General features: G+C 46.0%; 20 protein-coding genes. 5 read left to right on the forward strand and 15 right to left on the reverse strand.

Annotation, left to right across the window (positions count from 1 at the left end; translation table 11 throughout):
• Window positions 1–10 precede the first annotated feature (10 nt).
• Entirely contained in the window at window positions 11–913 is a 903-nt protein-coding gene (locus AB8613_RS18385) for a LysR family transcriptional regulator (protein ID WP_146492652.1), read from the reverse strand.
• Window positions 914–998: 85 nt separating this feature from the next.
• Between AB8613_RS18385 and AB8613_RS18390 the strand changes: the two genes are divergently transcribed.
• A complete protein-coding gene (locus AB8613_RS18390) occupies window positions 999–1,229 on the forward strand; it encodes a DUF2798 domain-containing protein (RefSeq protein WP_146492653.1) in 231 nt (76 codons plus the stop codon).
• A 172-nt stretch (window positions 1,230–1,401) separates the two neighbouring features.
• On the opposite strand, the gene AB8613_RS18395 is transcribed toward AB8613_RS18390, so the two are convergent.
• The 4 genes from AB8613_RS18395 to phhA form a co-directional block, all read right to left on the reverse strand.
• Window positions 1,402–2,118 (reverse strand): YebC/PmpR family DNA-binding transcriptional regulator, encoded by a 717-nt coding sequence (locus tag AB8613_RS18395; protein WP_017057670.1) that lies wholly within the window; start codon window positions 2,116–2,118, stop codon window positions 1,402–1,404.
• Between the two features lie 96 nt (window positions 2,119–2,214).
• Window positions 2,215–2,424: a DUF3283 family protein gene (locus AB8613_RS18400; RefSeq protein WP_008216860.1), complete on the reverse strand. Its 210-nt coding sequence runs from the start codon at window positions 2,422–2,424 to the stop codon at window positions 2,215–2,217.
• A 283-nt stretch (window positions 2,425–2,707) separates the two neighbouring features.
• The gene (locus AB8613_RS18405) at window positions 2,708–3,046 is read right to left on the reverse strand and encodes a 4a-hydroxytetrahydrobiopterin dehydratase (RefSeq protein ID WP_146492654.1); all 339 of its coding nucleotides are present in this window, start codon (window positions 3,044–3,046) and stop codon (window positions 2,708–2,710) included.
• Window positions 3,036–3,830: a phenylalanine 4-monooxygenase gene (gene phhA, locus AB8613_RS18410; protein ID WP_146492655.1), complete on the reverse strand. Its 795-nt coding sequence runs from the start codon at window positions 3,828–3,830 to the stop codon at window positions 3,036–3,038. Before phhA ends, AB8613_RS18405 begins: the two co-directional genes overlap by 11 nt.
• Before the next feature lie 199 nt (window positions 3,831–4,029).
• Between phhA and AB8613_RS18415 the strand changes: the two genes are divergently transcribed.
• Together AB8613_RS18415 and AB8613_RS18420 are read left to right on the forward strand one after the other, a co-directional pair.
• Window positions 4,030–6,084: an acetoacetate--CoA ligase gene (locus AB8613_RS18415; protein ID WP_372385509.1), complete on the forward strand. Its 2,055-nt coding sequence runs from the start codon at window positions 4,030–4,032 to the stop codon at window positions 6,082–6,084.
• Window positions 6,085–6,608: 524 nt separating this feature from the next.
• Window positions 6,609–7,538 (forward strand): carbamate kinase, encoded by a 930-nt coding sequence (locus AB8613_RS18420; protein ID WP_135381101.1) that lies wholly within the window; start codon window positions 6,609–6,611, stop codon window positions 7,536–7,538.
• A 316-nt stretch (window positions 7,539–7,854) separates the two neighbouring features.
• Here AB8613_RS18420 and maiA read toward each other — a convergent pair whose 3' ends face one another.
• The 4 genes from maiA to hppD are packed head-to-tail and all read right to left on the reverse strand — an operon-like array spanning window position 7,855 to window position 11,827.
• Entirely contained in the window at window positions 7,855–8,559 is a 705-nt protein-coding gene (gene maiA, locus AB8613_RS18425) for a maleylacetoacetate isomerase (protein WP_372385510.1), read from the reverse strand.
• Window positions 8,560–8,580: 21 nt separating this feature from the next.
• A complete protein-coding gene (locus AB8613_RS18430; RefSeq protein WP_327784617.1) occupies window positions 8,581–9,618 on the reverse strand; it encodes a fumarylacetoacetate hydrolase family protein in 1,038 nt (345 codons plus the stop codon).
• A 12-nt stretch (window positions 9,619–9,630) separates the two neighbouring features.
• On the reverse strand, window positions 9,631–10,761 hold the full coding sequence (locus AB8613_RS18435; RefSeq protein WP_372385511.1) for a homogentisate 1,2-dioxygenase: 1,131 nt from the start codon (window positions 10,759–10,761) through the stop codon (window positions 9,631–9,633).
• Window positions 10,754–11,827 (reverse strand): 4-hydroxyphenylpyruvate dioxygenase, encoded by a 1,074-nt coding sequence (gene hppD / locus AB8613_RS18440; protein ID WP_239718609.1) that lies wholly within the window; start codon window positions 11,825–11,827, stop codon window positions 10,754–10,756. Before hppD ends, AB8613_RS18435 begins: the two co-directional genes overlap by 8 nt.
• Window positions 11,828–11,910: 83 nt before the next feature.
• Here hppD and AB8613_RS18445 point away from each other — a divergent pair, with 83 nt between their 5' ends.
• Window positions 11,911–12,093 carry a hypothetical protein gene (locus AB8613_RS18445; protein ID WP_372385513.1) on the forward strand — a complete coding sequence of 61 codons (183 nt, stop codon included), beginning with the start codon at window positions 11,911–11,913 and terminating at the stop codon, window positions 12,091–12,093.
• A 94-nt stretch (window positions 12,094–12,187) separates the two neighbouring features.
• Here the strand turns inward: AB8613_RS18445 and AB8613_RS18450 are convergent, their stop codons facing one another.
• The 6 genes from AB8613_RS18450 to AB8613_RS18475 are packed head-to-tail and all read right to left on the reverse strand — an operon-like array spanning window position 12,188 to window position 17,546.
• Complete coding sequence (locus AB8613_RS18450) at window positions 12,188–12,847, reverse strand: HAD family phosphatase (protein WP_019821750.1); 660 nt, start codon at window positions 12,845–12,847, stop codon at window positions 12,188–12,190.
• A 1-nt stretch (window position 12,848) separates the two neighbouring features.
• The gene (locus tag AB8613_RS18455) at window positions 12,849–13,868 is read right to left on the reverse strand and encodes an ABC transporter ATP-binding protein (protein WP_372385514.1); all 1,020 of its coding nucleotides are present in this window, start codon (window positions 13,866–13,868) and stop codon (window positions 12,849–12,851) included.
• Window positions 13,868–14,653, reverse strand: coding sequence for an ABC transporter permease (locus tag AB8613_RS18460; protein ID WP_004732591.1), 786 nt, complete (start codon window positions 14,651–14,653; stop codon window positions 13,868–13,870). Before AB8613_RS18460 ends, AB8613_RS18455 begins: the two co-directional genes overlap by 1 nt.
• Window positions 14,653–15,546, reverse strand: a complete 894-nt coding sequence (locus AB8613_RS18465; RefSeq protein ID WP_065106015.1) for an ABC transporter permease subunit — start codon at window positions 15,544–15,546, stop codon at window positions 14,653–14,655. Before AB8613_RS18465 ends, AB8613_RS18460 begins: the two co-directional genes overlap by 1 nt.
• Window positions 15,543–16,430 (reverse strand): alkaline phosphatase family protein, encoded by an 888-nt coding sequence (locus tag AB8613_RS18470; RefSeq protein WP_372385515.1) that lies wholly within the window; start codon window positions 16,428–16,430, stop codon window positions 15,543–15,545. The genes AB8613_RS18465 and AB8613_RS18470 overlap by 4 nt, the downstream gene beginning before the upstream one ends.
• 33 nt (window positions 16,431–16,463) lie before the next feature.
• Complete coding sequence (locus AB8613_RS18475) at window positions 16,464–17,546, reverse strand: ABC transporter substrate-binding protein (RefSeq protein ID WP_285953421.1); 1,083 nt, start codon at window positions 17,544–17,546, stop codon at window positions 16,464–16,466.
• Window positions 17,547–17,757: 211 nt separating this feature from the next.
• On the opposite strand from AB8613_RS18475, the gene AB8613_RS18480 reads away from it, so the two are divergent.
• A complete protein-coding gene (locus tag AB8613_RS18480; protein ID WP_146492667.1) occupies window positions 17,758–18,486 on the forward strand; it encodes a UTRA domain-containing protein in 729 nt (242 codons plus the stop codon).
• Window positions 18,487–18,510 lie beyond the last annotated feature (24 nt).

Below are 18,510 nucleotides of genomic sequence, written 5' to 3' on the forward strand. Positions count from 1 at the left end.
CTTTCTCCTTTTATTTGACCAAGTCATCGCTATGAAAAGATCGAACACTCTCAATCAATGCATCAATAAGCAAGGTCAAAGCCTTTGGCTGATATTTTCTTTCTTTGTACACTAAATACGCTTGGCGATCACCCCGATGATACTCAGGGAGCACTTGAACTAGATTCATCTTTGGGGATACATGACGAAAAGGCAATGAGGCAAGCCCCAAGCCTTTTTGCGCCGCGGCCGCCACTGCATGAATATCGTTAACGATGAACTTGGGTTTTATCGTGATCATCTGCTCTAAGCGGTCAGATTTGTAGAGCGGCATATCAAACACATCATCGACGTTAATCCAGTCTTGAAGCTCTAAATCGTCCGGCTTTTCAATTATCTCACGTGAATCTAAGTATTCCCGACTCGCGAAAAACCCATGTTTAGCTTTAAAAAGTGGCCGAGCAATCATGCCTTCCATATCCGAGATCTTAAACGTGATCAGTAAATCACGATCGGTCTGTGGAACAAGCTGCTGTTGGCTCAAGGTAAGGTCGAGCTGAACGTTCGGATATTGAGTGAGGAATTGTTCTACCGTCGACCGTAGAAAGCCACTATAGAAGTTATGAGGCACTGCGAGCTTTATCTTGCCTTGGATAGCATCACGCTCTTCCAACAAACTATTAAAGCCTTGGTGGATAGACTCCATACCACTGCTCAGTGCAGCAAAGGCCGCCTCACCGTCTTTAGTGGCCACCAGCTCACGACCTTTCTTTTCCAAAAGTCGGATATTAAGGCGATCTTCCAATGCGGTTAACCGACGCGACATTGTCGACACAGGCAGTTGCAGCCGTTTCGAAGCCGATAACAAAGAGCCCTCTTCAACCACTGCACAGAATAAGAACAGATCATCAATGTTTCCAAATATGGAATTCATACTTCTATATGTGCCTATTTTTCTCATTAATGGATAGATATAACCTTATACCATCAACAACAGAAAATCACGGGAGAAACACAGTATGAACAACAAACAATTTTGGGTAACCGCGATTTTATCCTCACTCACCATGGCGACGATCATGTCTGGATTAATTTCTGGCTACAAAATGGGGTTTAGCCACGAATGGCCGCCAATCTGGCTACAAAGCTTCTTCCTTGCTTGGCCGTGTGCCATCGTGCTCAACCTCACCGTGCTTCCTTTGATTAGAAAACTATCAGCATGGATTTGTCGCCCGGGAACGCTTTGCTAATTTATAGATCATGGAACGATGATCAAGGGAAGAAGGGTGTAATGCGACTGACAACACTATCTTTAGAAACATACACACCATTTTGCAATACACTCCTCTAACCTTTTAGCTAGACCCATAAAAAAACCGAGCACTAGGCTCGGCTTTTTTATAACTGTTGTTACTGTAAAGATTACAGCTCAGCGTTGTGGTAAACCTGCTGAACATCATCACAGTCGTCAAGCATGTCTAAGAACTTCTGGAACTTCTCAGAATCTTCTTCAGCTACTGGTGTAGTTGTTTGAGGAACGAAAGTGATTTCCTCAACGTCTAGCGTTAGCTCTGGGAACGCAGTGTTTAGTGCAGTCTTCGTTTTGAAGAACTCAGTCGTTGGAGCGAATACAGTGATTACACCGTCTTCTAGCTCAACGTCAGTCACGTCTACGTCTTCCATCATAAGCGTTTCTAGGATGATCTCGTCATCTTCGCCTTTGAACTGGAATACAGCTTGGTGAGCGAACATGTGAGAAACAGTACCTTCAACACCGATTTTCGCGCCAGTCTTAACGAAACATTGGCGAACGTCTTGGAAAGTACGGTTGCCGTTGTCAGTTAGGCAGTCAACGATCACGCTTGTGCCACCTGGGCCAAAACCTTCGTAACGAGCAGGTTGGAAGTCTTCACCGCCGCCGCCGTTCGCTTTATCGATCGCTTTGTCGATAACGTGAGCTGGTACTTGGTCTTTCTTCGCTTTAGCAATCAGGTGCTTAAGAGGTAGGTTCATGTCTGGGTCAGAGCTGCCGTTCTTAGCCAGTACGTAAATCTCTTTACCGTATTTAGAATAAACTTTAATTTTTGCGCCTGCAGTTTTCGCCATTGAGGCCTTGCGCACTTCAAAACTTCTTCCCATCGGGATCTTCTCTCTGATTCAATTAACGGTGCAAATTCTAGCAAATTACTGTGTCATTTCAATTCTACAGCATTGCTGGGCAAGGTTTGTCTGCGTTTATGCGACACCCATTACCCGTTTGTATTTTTCTACAGACTGTTCAAACCACACCTTTTCATCTGGGTCACCTAGCTTCATTGCTTCTTCAACAATGGCTTCAGGGCCACATTTCGCTTGCTTCAGTTTCCATACAAGAAACGATGCTTGCTTATCCAGTTCGATTTTATTTTTCTCGCTGGGTGGAAGGAGTGAAAGGTTGATAGACATTATTAGCCTTCGTCTGTAATACACTTGGCCGAGAAATATATCATAGAGCAGGCTCATAAAACCAATACTATGAGTAACAGAAAGGGTTTATGAGACAAGAAACCAAGCAAGTCACTGATGCAGGTCAAGCTAGTTTGAGAGAACTAATGTCCCTTGATGTGAAAGTATCACTTATTCAACTCATACTATGAGCCGTTTAAGCCATTATTCGACTCACCGAATGAGCCGAATAATAAGGTAATTGCATCGCAAGGGCTGTAGAAAGCTTCTCAGCCCAAAAAGACTATTCACTCACCGCTAACACATCACAACGTGAGGCGCAGATGAAATCATTCTTGTGTAGACCTTTAATTGAATGGCTCCACCAAGTGACGGTGACTTTGCCCCACTCCAATAAGATCGAAGGGTGATGGAATTCTTCTTCTGCCAGTTCTGACACTTTATTGCTGAATGCCCATGCTTGCTTGTAGTTCTTAAACTTAAACACCTTCTCAAGCTGCGGGATGCCGTCTCTTTCGATGATCTGCCAATCAGACAACTCCAACAGTAAAGATTGTTGCTCATCTTTACTGAGTGCAATCGCATCGATACTGCAGGCTTCGCATTTTTGTTCATTCAACATGTGTGGGTTCCTTAGGTTCAAAAAGTGGTGGTAGTAATCCCGCTTCAATCGCGAGATCAGCTTGCTGTAATAGATTTTCCTGACTGATTTCAAATAGCTCAGATAGCTCATCGAGCACATAGTATTTCGGCTGCATGATGTCGATGCGATAAGGCGTTCTTAAAACCGTTTGCAGATCGAACCGTTCGCGAACGGCCAAATCCCCTCCCAACGCATACATAGTTTCTGCTGGAGACGAAAGAATGCCACCGCCATAGATTTTCAGTTGTTGGCCTTCTTTTACTAAACCGAACTCGACCGTAAACCAATACAAACGGGCAAGATAAGCGCGCTGTTTGGATGTCGCCGCTTGGCCTAGTTTTCCATAATGCTCAGTGAATGCTGCGAAATCAGCATTAGTGAGCATGGCACAGTGGCCGAAAATTTCATGAAAGAAATCAGGCTCTTGTAAGTAATCGAACTCGTCTCGCGTTCTCAAAAATGTCGCAACGGGGAATTTCTTATTGGCGAGCAAATCAAAGAAACGGTCGAAATCAATTAACGCCGGAACAGGCTGAACCTGCCAACCTGTTGTTTCCATTAGCACTTTGTTTATCTCTGGAAGCTGGGGAACTCTGTCTAATGGCAGATCCAGCAGGGTCAAACCGTGCAAATAGGCATCACAAGCGCGGTCACTAATGACGTCCAGTTGCCTTTTCACCAAGTCGTGCCAAATGGCATCTTCTTCGAGGCTCCACTCAACCCATCCCTCTTGGCTCACGGGCTTAGAATGATATTGAGTCATTACACACCTCCTTTCGAATGTCTCACTTTAAGCCTATCTCCACTCCTTATATCCGCCAATTTGAGCGATTTTTCGAAATAGGCGGGCGTGTAACATTTTATTTACACAATTCCACCAAATGCTTATTTTGCTGAACTTTTGACTTTGTAAAACCTAAATACCAGACTGAAAACGTTAACTTTTTGTTAAAGGTAAAGGAATGCACGAAAGCAATAAGCCCATTTGGCAGCCAAGCGCGCAGCGTATAGACGATGCCAACTTAACCCGATTTATCGATAGCCTTGAACAATCTGGGTTAAACCTAGATAGGGACGTAAAAAACTACACGGAATTCCATCAATGGTCTGTGGATCAGCCGGAATCGTTTTGGCAAAACGTATGGCAGTTCTGTGGAATGGTTGGTTCGCAAGACTCTATTAATAAAGTAGAAAGCGAGACCATCAAAACTCAAGGTGAGAGCCGTTGGCAGCAGCCGAAATCAAATCGTGATGGGGTGTGGTTTCCCAATGCTCAAGTTAACTACGCCGAAAACTTGCTGCATTCATCAAAAACGTTGCCAAACGAGCTTGCGATTTGGTTTGAGAATGAACGTGGCGAGCAACAAAGCTACACATGGCAAACCCTTTGTGAGGAAGTCTCTAATGTTCAACAGTGGCTCCTGGATTGTGGCGTGGAGCAAGGTGATGTAGTTGCCGCTTATACCCCTTATCTGCCACAAACCGTGGTCGCAATGCTAGCGACCACCAGCTTGGGGGCGATTTGGACATCAACCTCACCTGACTTTGGCGTCGAGAGTGTAATTGAGCGATTTGGCCAAGTGAAACCCAAAGTGTTGTTCACCTGTGATGGTTACACCTTCAATGGCAAAACGTTCGATATGACGGACAAGAACCGTGAAATCATCGAACACTTAAACGAATTAAAACAGGTGTGTGAGATCGGTTATTTGAAACCGACTCGTGATTTAGAGAAGAGTGATTTAGAGAAGAGCCATTTCGAGAAGAACGACGTTGAGCACGATGTGTCGATCCAAAGTTGGAAAAACATCATTAGTTACTATCAGCCACAACCTGTGCGATTTACTCGTGTCGGCTTCAATGAACCACTGTTTGTGCTCTACTCTTCCGGTACGACAGGCAAGCCAAAGTGTATTGTGCATTCGGTTGGTGGCACTACCATCAATCATCTAAAAGAGCATCAGCTTCATTGCGATATTAAACCGAGAGATCGCGTGTTCTACTACACCACTTGTGGTTGGATGATGTGGAACTGGCACGTCTCTGCACTCGCAAGCGGTGCCTGTTTGGTGATCTTTGATGGTAGCCCGGTTTATCCGCAACCCAATATACTGTGGAACTTGGCACAGCGCGCGAATGTGTCGCTGTTCGGTACCTCAGCCAAGTACCTAGAAGCGATTGAGAAGGCGGAACTCTCACCTATCGACAGCTATTCTCTGCCTCAATTAAGAACACTGTGCTCGACGGGCTCTGTGCTCTACCCTGAGCAGTTCGATTACGTCTACAAACACATCAAACAAGATCTACATTTAGCGTCCATTTCTGGCGGCACGGATATTTGTGGCTGCTTTGTTTTAGGTAACCCTATCTCACCTGTGTATCGCGGTGAGTGCCAACAAGCAGGGCTTGGAGTCGACATCAAGGTGTTCAATTCGTCGGGTCATAAGGTAAATCACGAACGTGGCGAATTAGTGTGTACAAACTCACTACCCAACTTCCCCGCAGGCTTTTGGAATGACACCGGAGAGCGCTATCACAGCACTTATTGGGATAGATTCGATAATGTGTGGCATCACGGGGACGAAGTCGCACAGAGCGTGCATGGCGGCTATCTGTTCTACGGGCGAGGCGACACCACACTCAACCCTGGAGGAGTAAGGATTGGTACGGCCGAGATCTATCAACAAGTGAACACCATTGAGGGCATCATAGACTCCATCGCAGTCGGTAAAGATGTCGACCGCAATGAGCAGATATGGCTGTTCGTTCAACTACAGCAAGGTGTAGATCTAGATGAAACGTTATTAGCAACCATCAAGAGTAAGCTCAAATCCTCTTGTTCACCAAGGCACGTGCCAAGCCAGATATTTGCGATCAGCGATGTGCCAAAAACGCGCTCAGGAAAACTGGTGGAGTTGGCGGTAAAACAGGTGATTAATGGCAAGAGTGTAGAAAACCTCGGTGCCATTGCTAACGCCGAGGTTTTGGAAGAGATAAAGCGCGTTGTTTCGCCTTAGTATTTAGACCAAGAACGTGGCGAGCTATCTCCAATTTTCACTTGGCTGTCAGATAACATCTGGAGTAAAGGCAGCCGATTGAAAACCGAATCGAAGCCACTCTTTGAGCTCGTAAACCCTCGCCTCAGTTTGACCCCTTACCTTTTCTAAAGTTCTTAATGAGATCTGAACGTCATATTTAAAACAAAAATGTTAAATTATTCATTTTTTGGGCTGAGATAATATTCACTAAAGACGAATCATTTATACAAAAAAAGAGTCCACCACTGGATTGTATCCCAGCTTATGGATATTTAATCGAATTATAATAATTTCCGTTTCCACAGCTCTATTTCTAGTAAAATGATAATTTGATAGCTATCACATTTAGAACGATTATTTTCCAATACTATCTCGGCATGTTAATTACTTAAGAGTAATTAAAAAATCTAATCATTGTTATTAATAAGCTTGAATTTAATTAGAAACAAGTGGTTAATCCCTACGTAAAATAAAATCATTATTAAATGATCGGAGACATTATCATGCGGATAGTATTAGCTTTAGGCGGTAACGCTCTTTTAGCAAGAGGCCAAGCATTAACGGCCGAGAACCAACGTGAAAATATAATCAAATCAGCGGCGAGTATTGCTGCAATCGCACGCGAGCATGAGATTGTTATCGTTCATGGTAATGGCCCACAAGTAGGTTTGTTGATGGAACAAAACGCGGCTTATAGCGAATATTCGCCAGAGACTACCCCATACCCAATGGATGTACTCGGCTCTCAAACCTGTGGCATGGTGGGCTACATGTTACAACAAGAGCTAAGAAACATTGACCCTGAATTAGACGTAGCGACGCTAGTCACGCAAACTGAAGTATGCAAAAAAGACCCTGCGTTTGCTAACCCGACTAAATTTGTTGGCCCTGTATATACAGAGCAACGAGCTAAAGAATTAATGGCTCAAAGCACAATGCAGTTTAAAGCTGATGGCGAGTACTACCGACGCGTTGTGCCTTCTCCTATGCCAAAAAGCATTGTTGAAATTCAGCAAATTGAAACTCTTCTAGATACAGAAAACCTTGTTATCGCTTGTGGCGGCGGCGGTGTTCCCGTGAGTATTGAACAGGGTAAGAGTACTGGTGTAGAGTGCGTAATTGACAAAGATCTTACAGCTGAATTACTGGCTGAAAAAATCCATGCCGACTTATTTATTATCTTAACCGATGGCTCGATTTTCCGTAACTATGGTAAAGAAGACCAAGCAGAAATGAAGCAAGCAACGCCTGCTGGTTTAGCTGAATTTTCATTCCCTGCAGGTTCTATGGGGCCAAAAATTGATGCCGTTTGTAAATTCGTTGAAGCTGGATTGGGTAATGCGGCGATTGGTTCATTATTTGATTTAGATAAAATAATTACCAATGAAGCTGGTACTCTGATTACGAAAGGTGAAGGTATTATTTATTACTAATATTCTCGAATGAGAATCACCACCAATATAAAAACCTTTGATTAAAGCCTCTTATTTAATAACGAGGCTTTTTTCTTATAAACATATTAGTGCTAAACGGGATAAATATTCATACACTTACTGAATTTCATATATTTAATTAACATTATAAAAACGAGTTTTGTGCTCCACATTTGGCAGTTTTGAGTACTAAAAGAATAACTTTCCATACCTGTATTTATTCAATAATAGCTAATATTTAATTTTGGAAACCGCTTCTTTCAAGAAACGGTTTTGGTAGTGTAAGGGACGAGTATTTTCGTTTACATCAGTTATTCTACATGGGCTCATTTGCATCTCCTTGATTCTCTGGCATCGCACCAATAAACGCGGGCAATTTGTTACACGCTTCAGCTATCGAGTTAATCAGCGGATAAGACGACATATCAAGATCAAAGCGCAACGCATTGTAGACTTGCGGCACTAAGCAAATGTCTACGATGCAAGGCGAATCCGTCAGGCTATACACCGAATCACCGTGTACTTTTCTGTGCTTCGATAGCTTCTCTTCTAACGCCAAAAAACCTTGGCTCATCCAATGATGAAGCCAATCCATTTTCGCCTCTTGTTCACACAACAATTCTCGCTCCAAATACTGCAACACGCGCAGGTTATTAAGAGGGTGAATTTCCATCGCGATATCCTGAGCCATTGCCAACGCTTGATAGCGCAGTGGGGTTTGCTCAGGAATCAGCAAGGTGTCTGGGCTACTCTCACACAAATAGCTTTCGTCCAAGTATTGCAAAATCGTCAGTGACTGATTGAGTTGAACTTCACCATCCACCAGCACGGGCACTAATTCACTGGCGTTGAGATCGCGATATTGTGGATCATGTTGCTCGCCGCCATTACGCACCAAATGCACCGATTTAGACTCATAGTTAAGCTGTTTTAGGTTCAACCCAATACGCACTCGATAGGCTGCAGACGAGCGCCAGTAACCGTAAAGTACAATGTTCTTGTTCACGATGCTCTCGCTCATGCAGAAATCCTATTATGTAGATTATAGCGCTCGATACTGGCTCACTTTTTGGTCTATCGCGCCAAAAATGGAATTACCCGCCTCATCGAACATCTCAAGTTTGATCGAATCACCAAACGACATGAATTGAGTCGAAGGTTTACCATCGCGAATCGTCTCAATCATACGAACTTCAGCAATGCATGAATAACCCACACCGCCCTCGGCAATTGAGGTGCCATGGTCAGTGCCTTGCTTATTGGAAACCGTGCCCGAACCTATGATTGCACCTGAAGATAATGGGCGAGTTTTCGCAGCATGCACGACCAACTCTGCAAAATTGAAAGTCATATCTACGCCAGCATTCGGACGACCAAAAGGCTGGTCGTTGTAGGTCGATATCAGCGGTAGATGAACCTTGCTGCCTTTCCACTGTTCACCTAGCTCATCAGGTGTAACGGCAACCGGAGAGAACGCCGAAGACGGTTTAGACTGGAAGAAACCAAAACCCTTAGCGAGTTCAGCCGGAATCAAACCACGCAGCGACACATCATTCACTAACATCAGCAAGCGAATCGAATCGTGCGCTTGTTTAGCACTGGCACCCATAGGCACATCACCGGTCACAATCGCGACCTCACCTTCGAAATCGATACCCCATTCGTCGCTGGCAAATTCGATGTTGTCACGAGGGCCAATAAACGCATCAGAGCCACCTTGATACATGAGCGGGTCAACCCAGAAGCTTTCTGGCATTTCAGCACCACGCGCCTTACGCACCAGTTCAACGTGGTTTACATAAGCGCTACCATCCGCCCATTGATAAGCGCGTGGCAGAGGTGATTCACAATACTGAGGTGCAAAGACTTCACTGCCAGTCACATGCCCGTTGTTTAACGAGGTATATAACTCTTCTAACTGAGAAGCCACGCTATCCCAGTTATCCAAAGCCACCTGCATGGTTGGCGCCAGATGCATCGCATGGAAGATTTCAGTGGCAGCCACACACTGTTTGAGATCTTTACTTACGACCATCAACAGCCCATCACGAGTACCATTTTTCTTGGTTGCTAATTTCATCTTTGCTGTCCCTTACTTCTCTTGCCAACTGTAGACATATTCTCTGTTCTCAACGCTATCGAGTTCGTCAGAAAACTGTAGTGCGTGGCGAGTATCGATCATCACCGCCACTTCATCGGTGAACTTTTTCTTGTACGCTTGCCCTGCCTTAAAGGCTTTAGGGTGAGGCCCATGCGTAAAACCAGCCGGATGGAAGGTCACCATGCCCGCTTCAATATTATCGCGACTGAAGAAGTCACCTGCGTGATAGAAAAGCACTTCATCGTAATCATCATTGTTGTGGTAGAACGGCACTTTCAGCGCACCGGGGTCGCTCTCTATCGGGCGTGGTACAAAGGTACACACCACAAAGCCAGCACCCACAAACGTTGTATGCGCAGAGGGTGGCAAGTGGTAGCGATGCGACATCAGCGGTCTGATATCGCGCCAATTCACTTTCACCACCGCTAAGTCGCCATGCCAGCCAATTGCATCCAATGGATTGAATGGATAGGTGATCACGCTGACTTTATCGTGACGTTTTACCTGAACCTGAGTCTGGCTTTCTGAATACTGAGCGCGGAATTGATCGTTGATCGATGGGATTTCAAGAACCGCCGGATCAAACACCGCGTGATTGCCGACCATGCCCTTCTCTGGCAAGGAATAAGCGGCGTCGGTGTTCTCAATCATTAGGATGAACATCGGCTCGCTTGGCTCTAAACGCCAGTTGGTCGAGCGCGGGATCATCACGTAATCCCCTTCACTCACGGCTAGATGACCATAGTCACAATAAAGATCAGCGCTGCCTTGGTGAATGAACAGCAGCTCATCACCGTCGGAGTTACGCACTAAGAAATCCATCTTCTCATCCATGCGCCATACGCGAATTTTGCAGTCCGCGTTATGCAAAAGATGAGGCACAGCCCAAGGAGTTATCTGGCTGGCTTTGTCCACCAGCGTAAAATCAAAAGCGCGAGGGCGTAAATCGCCCTCCCACTCTGACCAACCTGTTGGCGCATGTTGGTGATGGAAGTGAGCGGCAGGGCCAAAGAATCCACTTCGGCCCGCTTCTCGCTCATAAATTGCCTCTTCGGGGAAGTCGGCGTGCGCTTGTTTAGAGCACACCCCCTCCCGATGAGGAAACGAGATCCATTTATGCATCGTCTAATACTCCTCGACGAATCTGGTCCTCTTCAATCGATTCAAACAGCGCCTTGAAGTTGCCTTCGCCAAAGCCTTCATTGCCTTTACGCTGAATGATTTCAAAGAACACAGGCCCGATTACTGTCTGTGTGAAAATTTGCAGCAAGATGCCGTCTTTAGTCGGTGCGCCATCAATCAGAACGCGAAGCTCGCGCAGCAGATCGGTGTCTTCACCGTGGCCTTTCACACGCTCGTCGACTTTCTCGTAGTAGGTATCTGGGGTTGGCATAAAATCCATGCCGCGATCACGCAGAGTTTTCACTGTTTTGTAGATGTCATCCGTAGCAAGCGCGATGTGCTGGATGCCTTCGCCGTTGTATTCGCGGATGAACTCTTCGATTTGTGATTTGTCGTCTGAAGACTCGTTGATAGGAATCCGGATTTTTCCGCAAGGTGAGGTCATAGCGCGGCTCACAAGGCCTGTCAGCTTCCCTTCAATATCGAAGTAACGAATCTCACGGAAGTTACCGATACGCTCATAAAAGCCAGACCACAGGTCCATATTGCCTTGTTTCACGTTGTGCGTGAGATGGTCGATTTCATACAAGCCAACATTAGCTTCTGCCATGCGCTGTTCCGCATCATCATAGAATCGGAAATCGACGTCATAGATGCTCTGCTTGCCATAGCGGTCCACAAAATAGAGCAGGCTTTCACCAATGCCGTAAATGGCAGGAATGCTCAGTTCCATCGGCCCTATTTCTGTTTTGTACTCTTCACCACCGCCCTTGAATGCTTGCTCCATAGCAGCCGTTGCCTCGTTGACACGAAAAGCCATGCCACAGACCGATGGCCCATGCACCTTGGCGAACGCTTCCGCTTGGCTGTGTGGTTGTTCATTAACGATAAAGTTGATGTCACCTTGTCGATACAGCCAAGCTTCTTTTGAGCGGTGCTTGGCGATCTCAGCAAAACCAAGTGACACAAACAGCGCTTTAAGTTGCTCTATTCCCTTGTGGTCAACGGCCGTGTATTCAACAAACTCGAATCCATCCGTGCCAAGCGGGTTGTATGTATCCACCATGAACTTTCTCCTTGTACCTATTGGTTTTGTGTTACGTGATTTTTGTCCTTAATTAAATTTGGCCCACAAGCGGAAAGATTGGAATGGATGGAAGGAAATGGGCAATAACGCTAAAAACCCGTCAAATTGTAAAATATTTGTTACACAAAAAGCCTCGCAACAACAAAATGAGTGCTATCAAGGGATTGAAAGATGGTGGTTTGATTTACAGCAGAGCAAGAGATGTTATTAAATTGTTACGCACATCCTTTTATCAGCTACGGTGATAAATCAAACATTAGCCTGATGATGCAAAAAAGCCGCTGTAGTCAGCGGCTTGATGAGTTCTAAGACGAACATGATTCAGAGATGGGTTAAGCGTTAATCCCAGTTGAGAATCGACCAATTCGGTTGATCGGCTAACGCTTTCAAACGCGGGCACGGGTTGACCAAATATGCAAAATCAGCGTGTTCACACAAAGGTAAGTCGTTGATTGAATCGGTATAAAAGTGAATGTCTGAGTAGTTGGTTTCTTGATTGTCTAACCACTCTTTTAAACGCGTCACTTTGCCTTCACGGTAGCTTGGCACACCTGAGATCTGAGACGTGAAACGGCCTTGGTTTTCAATCAAATCAATACCGAGTGCGTTCTCAATACCAATCTTACGACCGACCGCTTCCACTAAGAAAGTCACGCTGGCAGAGATGATCAACATGTCGATATCATCATTCTCAAGCTGCTCAATCAAAGGTTTCGACTGCTTGAACTGTCTAGGCAAAATATGCTGTTCAACACACTCTTCCACCAATGCGCTGACTTGCTCTGTTGGCATATCGGCCAGTGGCTGCATGGAAAATGTTAGGTAATCTTCCATGTTCAATTTACCTTCCGAATACAGGCCCATTAAGCGCTTATCTTCTTCAATAAAGTTAGGCGCAGTGGCAATGCCCTTTTCAACCAAGAACGCATTCCAGAGCATCGCTGCATCGGCATTGATCAGCGTTTCATCCATATCAAATACATACAAAGGTTTGAACATCTTAGGCTCTCACAGGTTGAATTTCGTTAAGGTTAAACAGGAGTTCAAGTTGGCTACCGTTTGCCAACAGTCGTTCAGAAGAACGGTTAAGCAGGTCGACCGTTAATTCACACTCATCAACGTCCACTTGATAGCGAATCACATTGCCTAATAGCTGGTGATTGCGAATGGTACCGGTTTTTGGCGCAGAGATATGTTCACCATATTGTCGGCCTTGCTCTTTAACGTAGATAGATTCAGGTCGAATCGCCACCTTCCACTCGGTTTCGATATTGAACAGCTGCTTAGCCTTGTTCGCTTGTACCAAGTTGTAGTGTCCCATGAAACCTGCCACGAACTCATTGGCCGGTTGAGTGTAGATCTCTTCAGGCGTACCCGCTTGGACGATCTCGCCTTTGTTCATCAAGAAGATACGGTCAGACATGATCATCGCTTCTTCTTGATCGTGAGTCACGAAGATCGTGGTTAGGTTCATCTCTTTTTGAATGTCTCGGATCTGTTGGCGCAGATGTTTACGGATCTTCGCATCCAGCGCTGAAAGCGGTTCATCCAACAACAGAATACGCGGCTTGACTACCAAGGCTCTTGCCAAAGCCACACGCTGACGCTGGCCGCCTGATAACTGATGCGGGTAGAACTTCTCTTTGCCCGTTAAGTCCACCAGCCCAATCACTTTCGCAACTTCGCGCTTAATCTCGTCAGCAGCAAGCTTTTTCATCTTAAGACCAAACGCAATGTTGCCCTCGACCGTCATGTTCGGGAACAAAGCATAAGATTGAAACACCATGCCGATGCCACGCTCTTGCGGCACTTGGTGGGTGATCTCTTCGCCGTTAACCCAAATCTCGCCACCATCGACCGGATTCAAGCCTGCCAAGCTGAGTAGCAGAGTTGATTTACCACAGCCACTCGGACCAAGCAGCGTGATGAATTCACCCTTCTCGATGGAGAATTCAATGTCTTCAAACACTGTGTTGTCACCAAAACGCTTGGTGAGGTTTTTCGCATTTACATAGCTCATTATTTGGTTCCTTGGCTGAAACGACTTGCCAACCAAGTCAGTAAGAAAATAAACAGGAAGTACGTCATCACAAGGGCTGACGTGAAGTGACCACTGGTTTGACGCATGTTGTATAGGTAGATTTGCAGTGTCTCGTAACGTGTACCGACCAAGATATTGGCAAACACGAACTCGCCCAATAGGAACGAGAACGACAAGAACAGCGACGCCATTAAGCCTTTCTTGAGGTTTGGCAGAATAATCAATAAAAACGCCTTGGTAGTGCTTGCGCCGAGAAGGTGAGCAGCGTCCATCAAATCGTGCAGGTTGATCGCTTCAAAGCTGTTGGCAATCGCGCGGTACATGAATGGCAGCGCGATGGTGAAGTAAGTACCAATCAGAATCCATGGTGTGCCTATTAAAGAGATTTCGCTATCGGCATACAACTGAAGCAAGCCAACCGACGACACCACAGGTGGCACAGCAAACGGCAATAAGATCAGAATATTCATCACCTTGTCGAGTTTCGGGAAATAATAAAACACCACGAAAATCGCAGGCAGAACCAACACCACACTCAATGATAGCGCCGCCACACAAATGAACAGTGAACGACCGAAGGCTTGCAAGAAGCGAGGATCGGTCAACAGGTTGATGTACCAATCCAGAGTAAAACCATCAGGCAGGATCGTTGCCCCCCATCGAGAAGAGATCGAGTAGATAAAGGTCGCTAAGATCGGGATCATCATGATGCCAACGATCGAATAGACAACCGTTTTATGAAAGCGAGTATTTACGGTGTTCATTACTTTCTCTTCCCTGCATAGCTTTTGCTGATCAGCCATTGGTTAATCACGGTGATGAAGGCCAGCATCGCCATCAGAATCACGGAAATTGCTGCGGCTAAGTTTGGTTCAAGGAACAAGTCGCCCGATACCAAGCTCGCGATTCGAATCGTAATCACGTTGTAGTTACCCGAAGTCAACGCATACACGCTCGCATACGCGCCAATTGCATTAGCAATCAAGATGATGAAGGTGCCGAACAAGGCCGGAGATAACACAGGCAGCGCGATTTTGGTCCAGTATTGCCAAGTTTTCGCGCCAAGCAGCGCCGAAGCTGCTTGCCAGTCGTCACTCAGAGCATCAAACGCTGGATAGAGCAACAACACCGCCAATGGGATCTGGAAGTAGATGTAAATCGCCAGCAAGCCCCACTTACCGTAAAGGTCGAAATCACCCAGCAATCCATACTGCTTGAGCAATAAGGTAATCGCACCATTGGTGCCCAAGATGATGATGAATGCGAACGACAGAGGCACACCAGAGAAGTTGCTGCTCATATTGGTAAACGCGATCACCGCATCGCGGATTTTAGAATCAACACGGCGCAATGAAGAGACCAACAGAGTCGCAATCGCCAAGCCAACAATGCTCGACCAAATCGACAACCATAAACTGTTGCCAAAAGCCTGCATCATAAAGGCAGAATCGAACACTTCAGCGTAGTTTTCGAGAGAGAGTTCGTCGTCATAGAAGAAGCTGTTGATCAGCACCCAAACCATAGGTGCCAGTTGGAACAGATAGAAAAATAGGGCGAAAGGCGCAAGCCACAAAGCGGGCTTGAAGCGTTGAAATAAAGATTTGGTTTTGGGTTGAAGCGCAGAGCCATCGCTCTGCGTGATTACAGAACTGCTCATAGGGCCAACAATTCCTGAGTGTAAGATTTATCGTGTTCAAGGTTGAGTAGCTGACACACGCTGCCGCAGATGTCGGTCTGTTTCACTGAACATTCTTGGTGTGTGAACTTATCGCCAATCACAAAGAATGGCACTTCACGCTCTTCGGGCAGAATGCCACCGTGAGACAAGTCATTGTTCATGCCGTGGTCACTGGTGATGATCACTTGATAACCATCATCTACCCATTTCTCAAGGTAATTCGACAGGTAGATATCCGCGCCACGTGCACTGTTGCGGTATTGGCGAGAATCCAGCCCGTGCTTGTGTCCAATATCGTCAATGTTCATTGGGTGAATCAACAAGAAGTCCGGCTGATGAGTGACACGCAAGTGCTCAGCATCCAAGAACAAGGCTTCATCTGGGTAGTGGTCCCAGTGGTAGAAACAGCCATGTTGAATGTTCATGGTTTCGTCGTTGGTAAAGCGATCACGCACCGCATCAAATGGCGATCGGTTATACAGCTCACTCACCCAGTGATACGCCGCAGCGGCCGTTACTTTGCCCTGTGATTTAGCCAAACTAAAAATCGATTCGTGATTCGACAAACGTACGACTTGGTTGTTAACGATGCCGCTCTCAACCGGGCGAACTCCGGTTAAGATGCACTCATACAGTGGTCGTGACATAGACGGCAGTTCACACTGCATTGGGTAAAGTGTGGCGCGCAGCTTGTTTTTTTGCGTGCTCTGTTTATTGTACGAATCGCCCTGTTTTTCATGCAAATTGCCCAGCTTTTCATACATATCACTTTGCTCTAGAAGACCGTTCAGGTAGCCCATGCAATCACGGGCTACCTGATAATTCAGTCCATCTAGAACAACAAGGATAACCTTATTGCTCATGGTCTATTCTCTGTTGCTTGTTTTGAATATGGATTACTGCTGATGAATCAAGACGCTTTCTTGCCATTGACGCGGCAGACGACGTGCTGATTTTTCCCATGCTGAGAAATCAGTAACTGGGTGAACGTTGCTGTATTGCTCGTTCGAGATCAGCTTGTCTTGTACTGATTGAGGAAGCGTAACGTTGCTACGGATTGGGCGCGCGTAACCTTCTGCTAGGTTGATCTGGCCTTGGTCACTGAAGATATATTCACGAGCCAACTTCGCCGCATTCGGGTTCTTTGCATATTTATTGATGATGGTGGTGTAACCAGAGATCACTGAACCATCTTGTGGGATGTTTACGGTAAAGCGCTCACGGTCAATCTTGTCGCGGTAGTTCAGTGCGTTGAAATCCCACATGATCGCTACTTCCACTTCGCCTTTTTCAAGGTTCGCAATACTTGGATCTGTGTAAGATAGGCGACCTTGCTTCGCTAGTTCACCAAAGAACTTAATCGCCGGTTTTAGGTTCGACTCGTCACCGCCATTCGCAAATGCCGCCGCTAGAATCGCGTTGTTAGCTTGTGCTGCGACACCTACGTCACCTACAGTGACTTTGTAATCGCCTTCGAGTAGGTCACTCCAAGATTTTGGTGCGTCTTTAACAAGGTTGTTGTTTGATATAAACGAGATAGTGCCCGTATAAGCCAGAGCCCAGTGACCATCTTTGTCTTTCGCCCAGTCCGGAATATCATTCCAAGTACTTGGCTTGTATGGCTGAGTCACGTCTTTCTTCACCGCAACACGTGCAAAGGCGAAGCCAACGTCACCGATATCTGCGGTTGCGTTTCTTTTCTCCGCTTCAAATTTCGAGATCTCTTGTGCTGAGCTCATGTCAGTATCCTGATGCTTCAAACCGTAGTTCGCTTTCAGATCAGCCCATATGCCTTTCCAGTTTGCCCAACTATCTGGCATGCCCACACTGTAAACCGCACCCTCTTTTTGAGCAGCTTCAATCAGTGACTCAAGATCGGCATCCTTCGCCATCGCTGGCATTGAAAGTGTTGCCGTTATTAGCGTTGCGCCAATCAGTTTGGCTGGCGATACAGTTGAACGGCTAAGCAAAGTTTTCATTGTCTCTATCCCTCTGGACTAGGTCAGTAAGTTCGTTTTGTATGCTATCGCCAGAGTGTGACGCTTTCGCGCAACTTATTTGACAGTTAGAGTGTATTTTCGTGGCAGTTATATTTCACTCATATGACAGTAAGCCTTTGTTTACTGTCACATTCCTGTTAACTCCATGGTTTACCTTATTGAGCACACGAACTTATGGACTAGATCAGCAATGAGAACATTGGCAACAGCGCAATCAGGGACACAGCTAGGTAGAATTAAGGCGAGCATCAGAGAACAACTTCAATCGGGTATCTTCACCGAGGGACAAAAACTGCCATCCGAACGAGAGCTCAGCGAACTGTTTTCCACCACACGAATCACGCTCAAAGATGCATTGGTGTCGTTAGAAACTGAAGGTCTAATATACCGAGAGGAGCGCCGAGGCTGGTATGTGTCACCCGAACGTATTCGCTACAATCCATTGTCTCGTTCTCACTTTCATCAAATGATTCGCGAACAAGATCGCATTGCAGAAACACGACTGCTGAGCACTCGCACAGAGATGGCGGCTGGCGACTACGCCAAAGCATTAGAGATAGAGCAGATAACGCCAATACACGTGATTGAGCGATTACGCTTTATTGATGGTAGAGCGGTACTGTTCGTTGAAAACGTACTGAAAGCACCGCTATTTGAGAAAGTATTGTCGGAAAATCTCACCATGTCGCTGACGGGAATCTACCGAGAAAAATACGGCTACGAGACCAAACGATCGCGCTTTGATGTCATTCCCACTTCCGCTCCTGCGCATGTCGCTAAGGCGTTAAACCTAGCTGAAGGTCAGCCAGTGCTGAAGATCTGCCGTGTAAACTACAAACAAGATGGCGAGCTAATGGACTGTGAATTGGAATACTGGCGACCAGATTCTGTGGTGATCCACATTGATAGCATCGGGTAACGCCGTATGGCTTAGGTCTCGCAA

Origin of the sequence: Vibrio sp. BS-M-Sm-2, from assembly GCF_041504345.1 — a bacterium.
Classification (GTDB): Bacteria; Pseudomonadota; Gammaproteobacteria; order Enterobacterales; family Vibrionaceae; genus Vibrio; species Vibrio satsumensis.

What these genes read in the sequence shown, in the direction of transcription:
- AB8613_RS18465 (WP_065106015.1), bottom strand. Translation starts at nt 15,546, where the DNA reads ATGAGCAGTTCTGTAATCACGCAGAGCGATGGCTCTGCGCTTCAACCC.
- AB8613_RS18385 (WP_146492652.1), bottom strand. Translation starts at nt 913, where the DNA reads ATGAATTCCATATTTGGAAACATTGATGATCTGTTCTTATTCTGTGCA.
- AB8613_RS18450 (WP_019821750.1), bottom strand. Translation starts at nt 12,847, where the DNA reads ATGTTCAAACCTTTGTATGTATTTGATATGGATGAAACGCTGATCAAT.
- AB8613_RS18415 (WP_372385509.1), top strand. Translation starts at nt 4,030, where the DNA reads ATGCACGAAAGCAATAAGCCCATTTGGCAGCCAAGCGCGCAGCGTATA.
- AB8613_RS18455 (WP_372385514.1), bottom strand. Translation starts at nt 13,868, where the DNA reads ATGAGCTATGTAAATGCGAAAAACCTCACCAAGCGTTTTGGTGACAAC.
- AB8613_RS18435 (WP_372385511.1), bottom strand. Translation starts at nt 10,761, where the DNA reads ATGCATAAATGGATCTCGTTTCCTCATCGGGAGGGGGTGTGCTCTAAA.
- AB8613_RS18475 (WP_285953421.1), bottom strand. Translation starts at nt 17,546, where the DNA reads ATGAAAACTTTGCTTAGCCGTTCAACTGTATCGCCAGCCAAACTGATT.
- AB8613_RS18400 (WP_008216860.1), bottom strand. Translation starts at nt 2,424, where the DNA reads ATGTCTATCAACCTTTCACTCCTTCCACCCAGCGAGAAAAATAAAATC.
- AB8613_RS18420 (WP_135381101.1), top strand. Translation starts at nt 6,609, where the DNA reads ATGCGGATAGTATTAGCTTTAGGCGGTAACGCTCTTTTAGCAAGAGGC.
- AB8613_RS18405 (WP_146492654.1), bottom strand. Translation starts at nt 3,046, where the DNA reads ATGTTGAATGAACAAAAATGCGAAGCCTGCAGTATCGATGCGATTGCA.
- AB8613_RS18445 (WP_372385513.1), top strand. Translation starts at nt 11,911, where the DNA reads ATGGATGGAAGGAAATGGGCAATAACGCTAAAAACCCGTCAAATTGTA.
- maiA (WP_372385510.1), bottom strand. Translation starts at nt 8,559, where the DNA reads ATGAGCGAGAGCATCGTGAACAAGAACATTGTACTTTACGGTTACTGG.
- AB8613_RS18470 (WP_372385515.1), bottom strand. Translation starts at nt 16,430, where the DNA reads ATGAGCAATAAGGTTATCCTTGTTGTTCTAGATGGACTGAATTATCAG.
- hppD (WP_239718609.1), bottom strand. Translation starts at nt 11,827, where the DNA reads ATGGTGGATACATACAACCCGCTTGGCACGGATGGATTCGAGTTTGTT.
- AB8613_RS18430 (WP_327784617.1), bottom strand. Translation starts at nt 9,618, where the DNA reads ATGAAATTAGCAACCAAGAAAAATGGTACTCGTGATGGGCTGTTGATG.
- AB8613_RS18390 (WP_146492653.1), top strand. Translation starts at nt 999, where the DNA reads ATGAACAACAAACAATTTTGGGTAACCGCGATTTTATCCTCACTCACC.
- AB8613_RS18395 (WP_017057670.1), bottom strand. Translation starts at nt 2,118, where the DNA reads ATGGGAAGAAGTTTTGAAGTGCGCAAGGCCTCAATGGCGAAAACTGCA.
- AB8613_RS18480 (WP_146492667.1), top strand. Translation starts at nt 17,758, where the DNA reads ATGAGAACATTGGCAACAGCGCAATCAGGGACACAGCTAGGTAGAATT.
- phhA (WP_146492655.1), bottom strand. Translation starts at nt 3,830, where the DNA reads ATGACTCAATATCATTCTAAGCCCGTGAGCCAAGAGGGATGGGTTGAG.
- AB8613_RS18460 (WP_004732591.1), bottom strand. Translation starts at nt 14,653, where the DNA reads ATGAACACCGTAAATACTCGCTTTCATAAAACGGTTGTCTATTCGATC.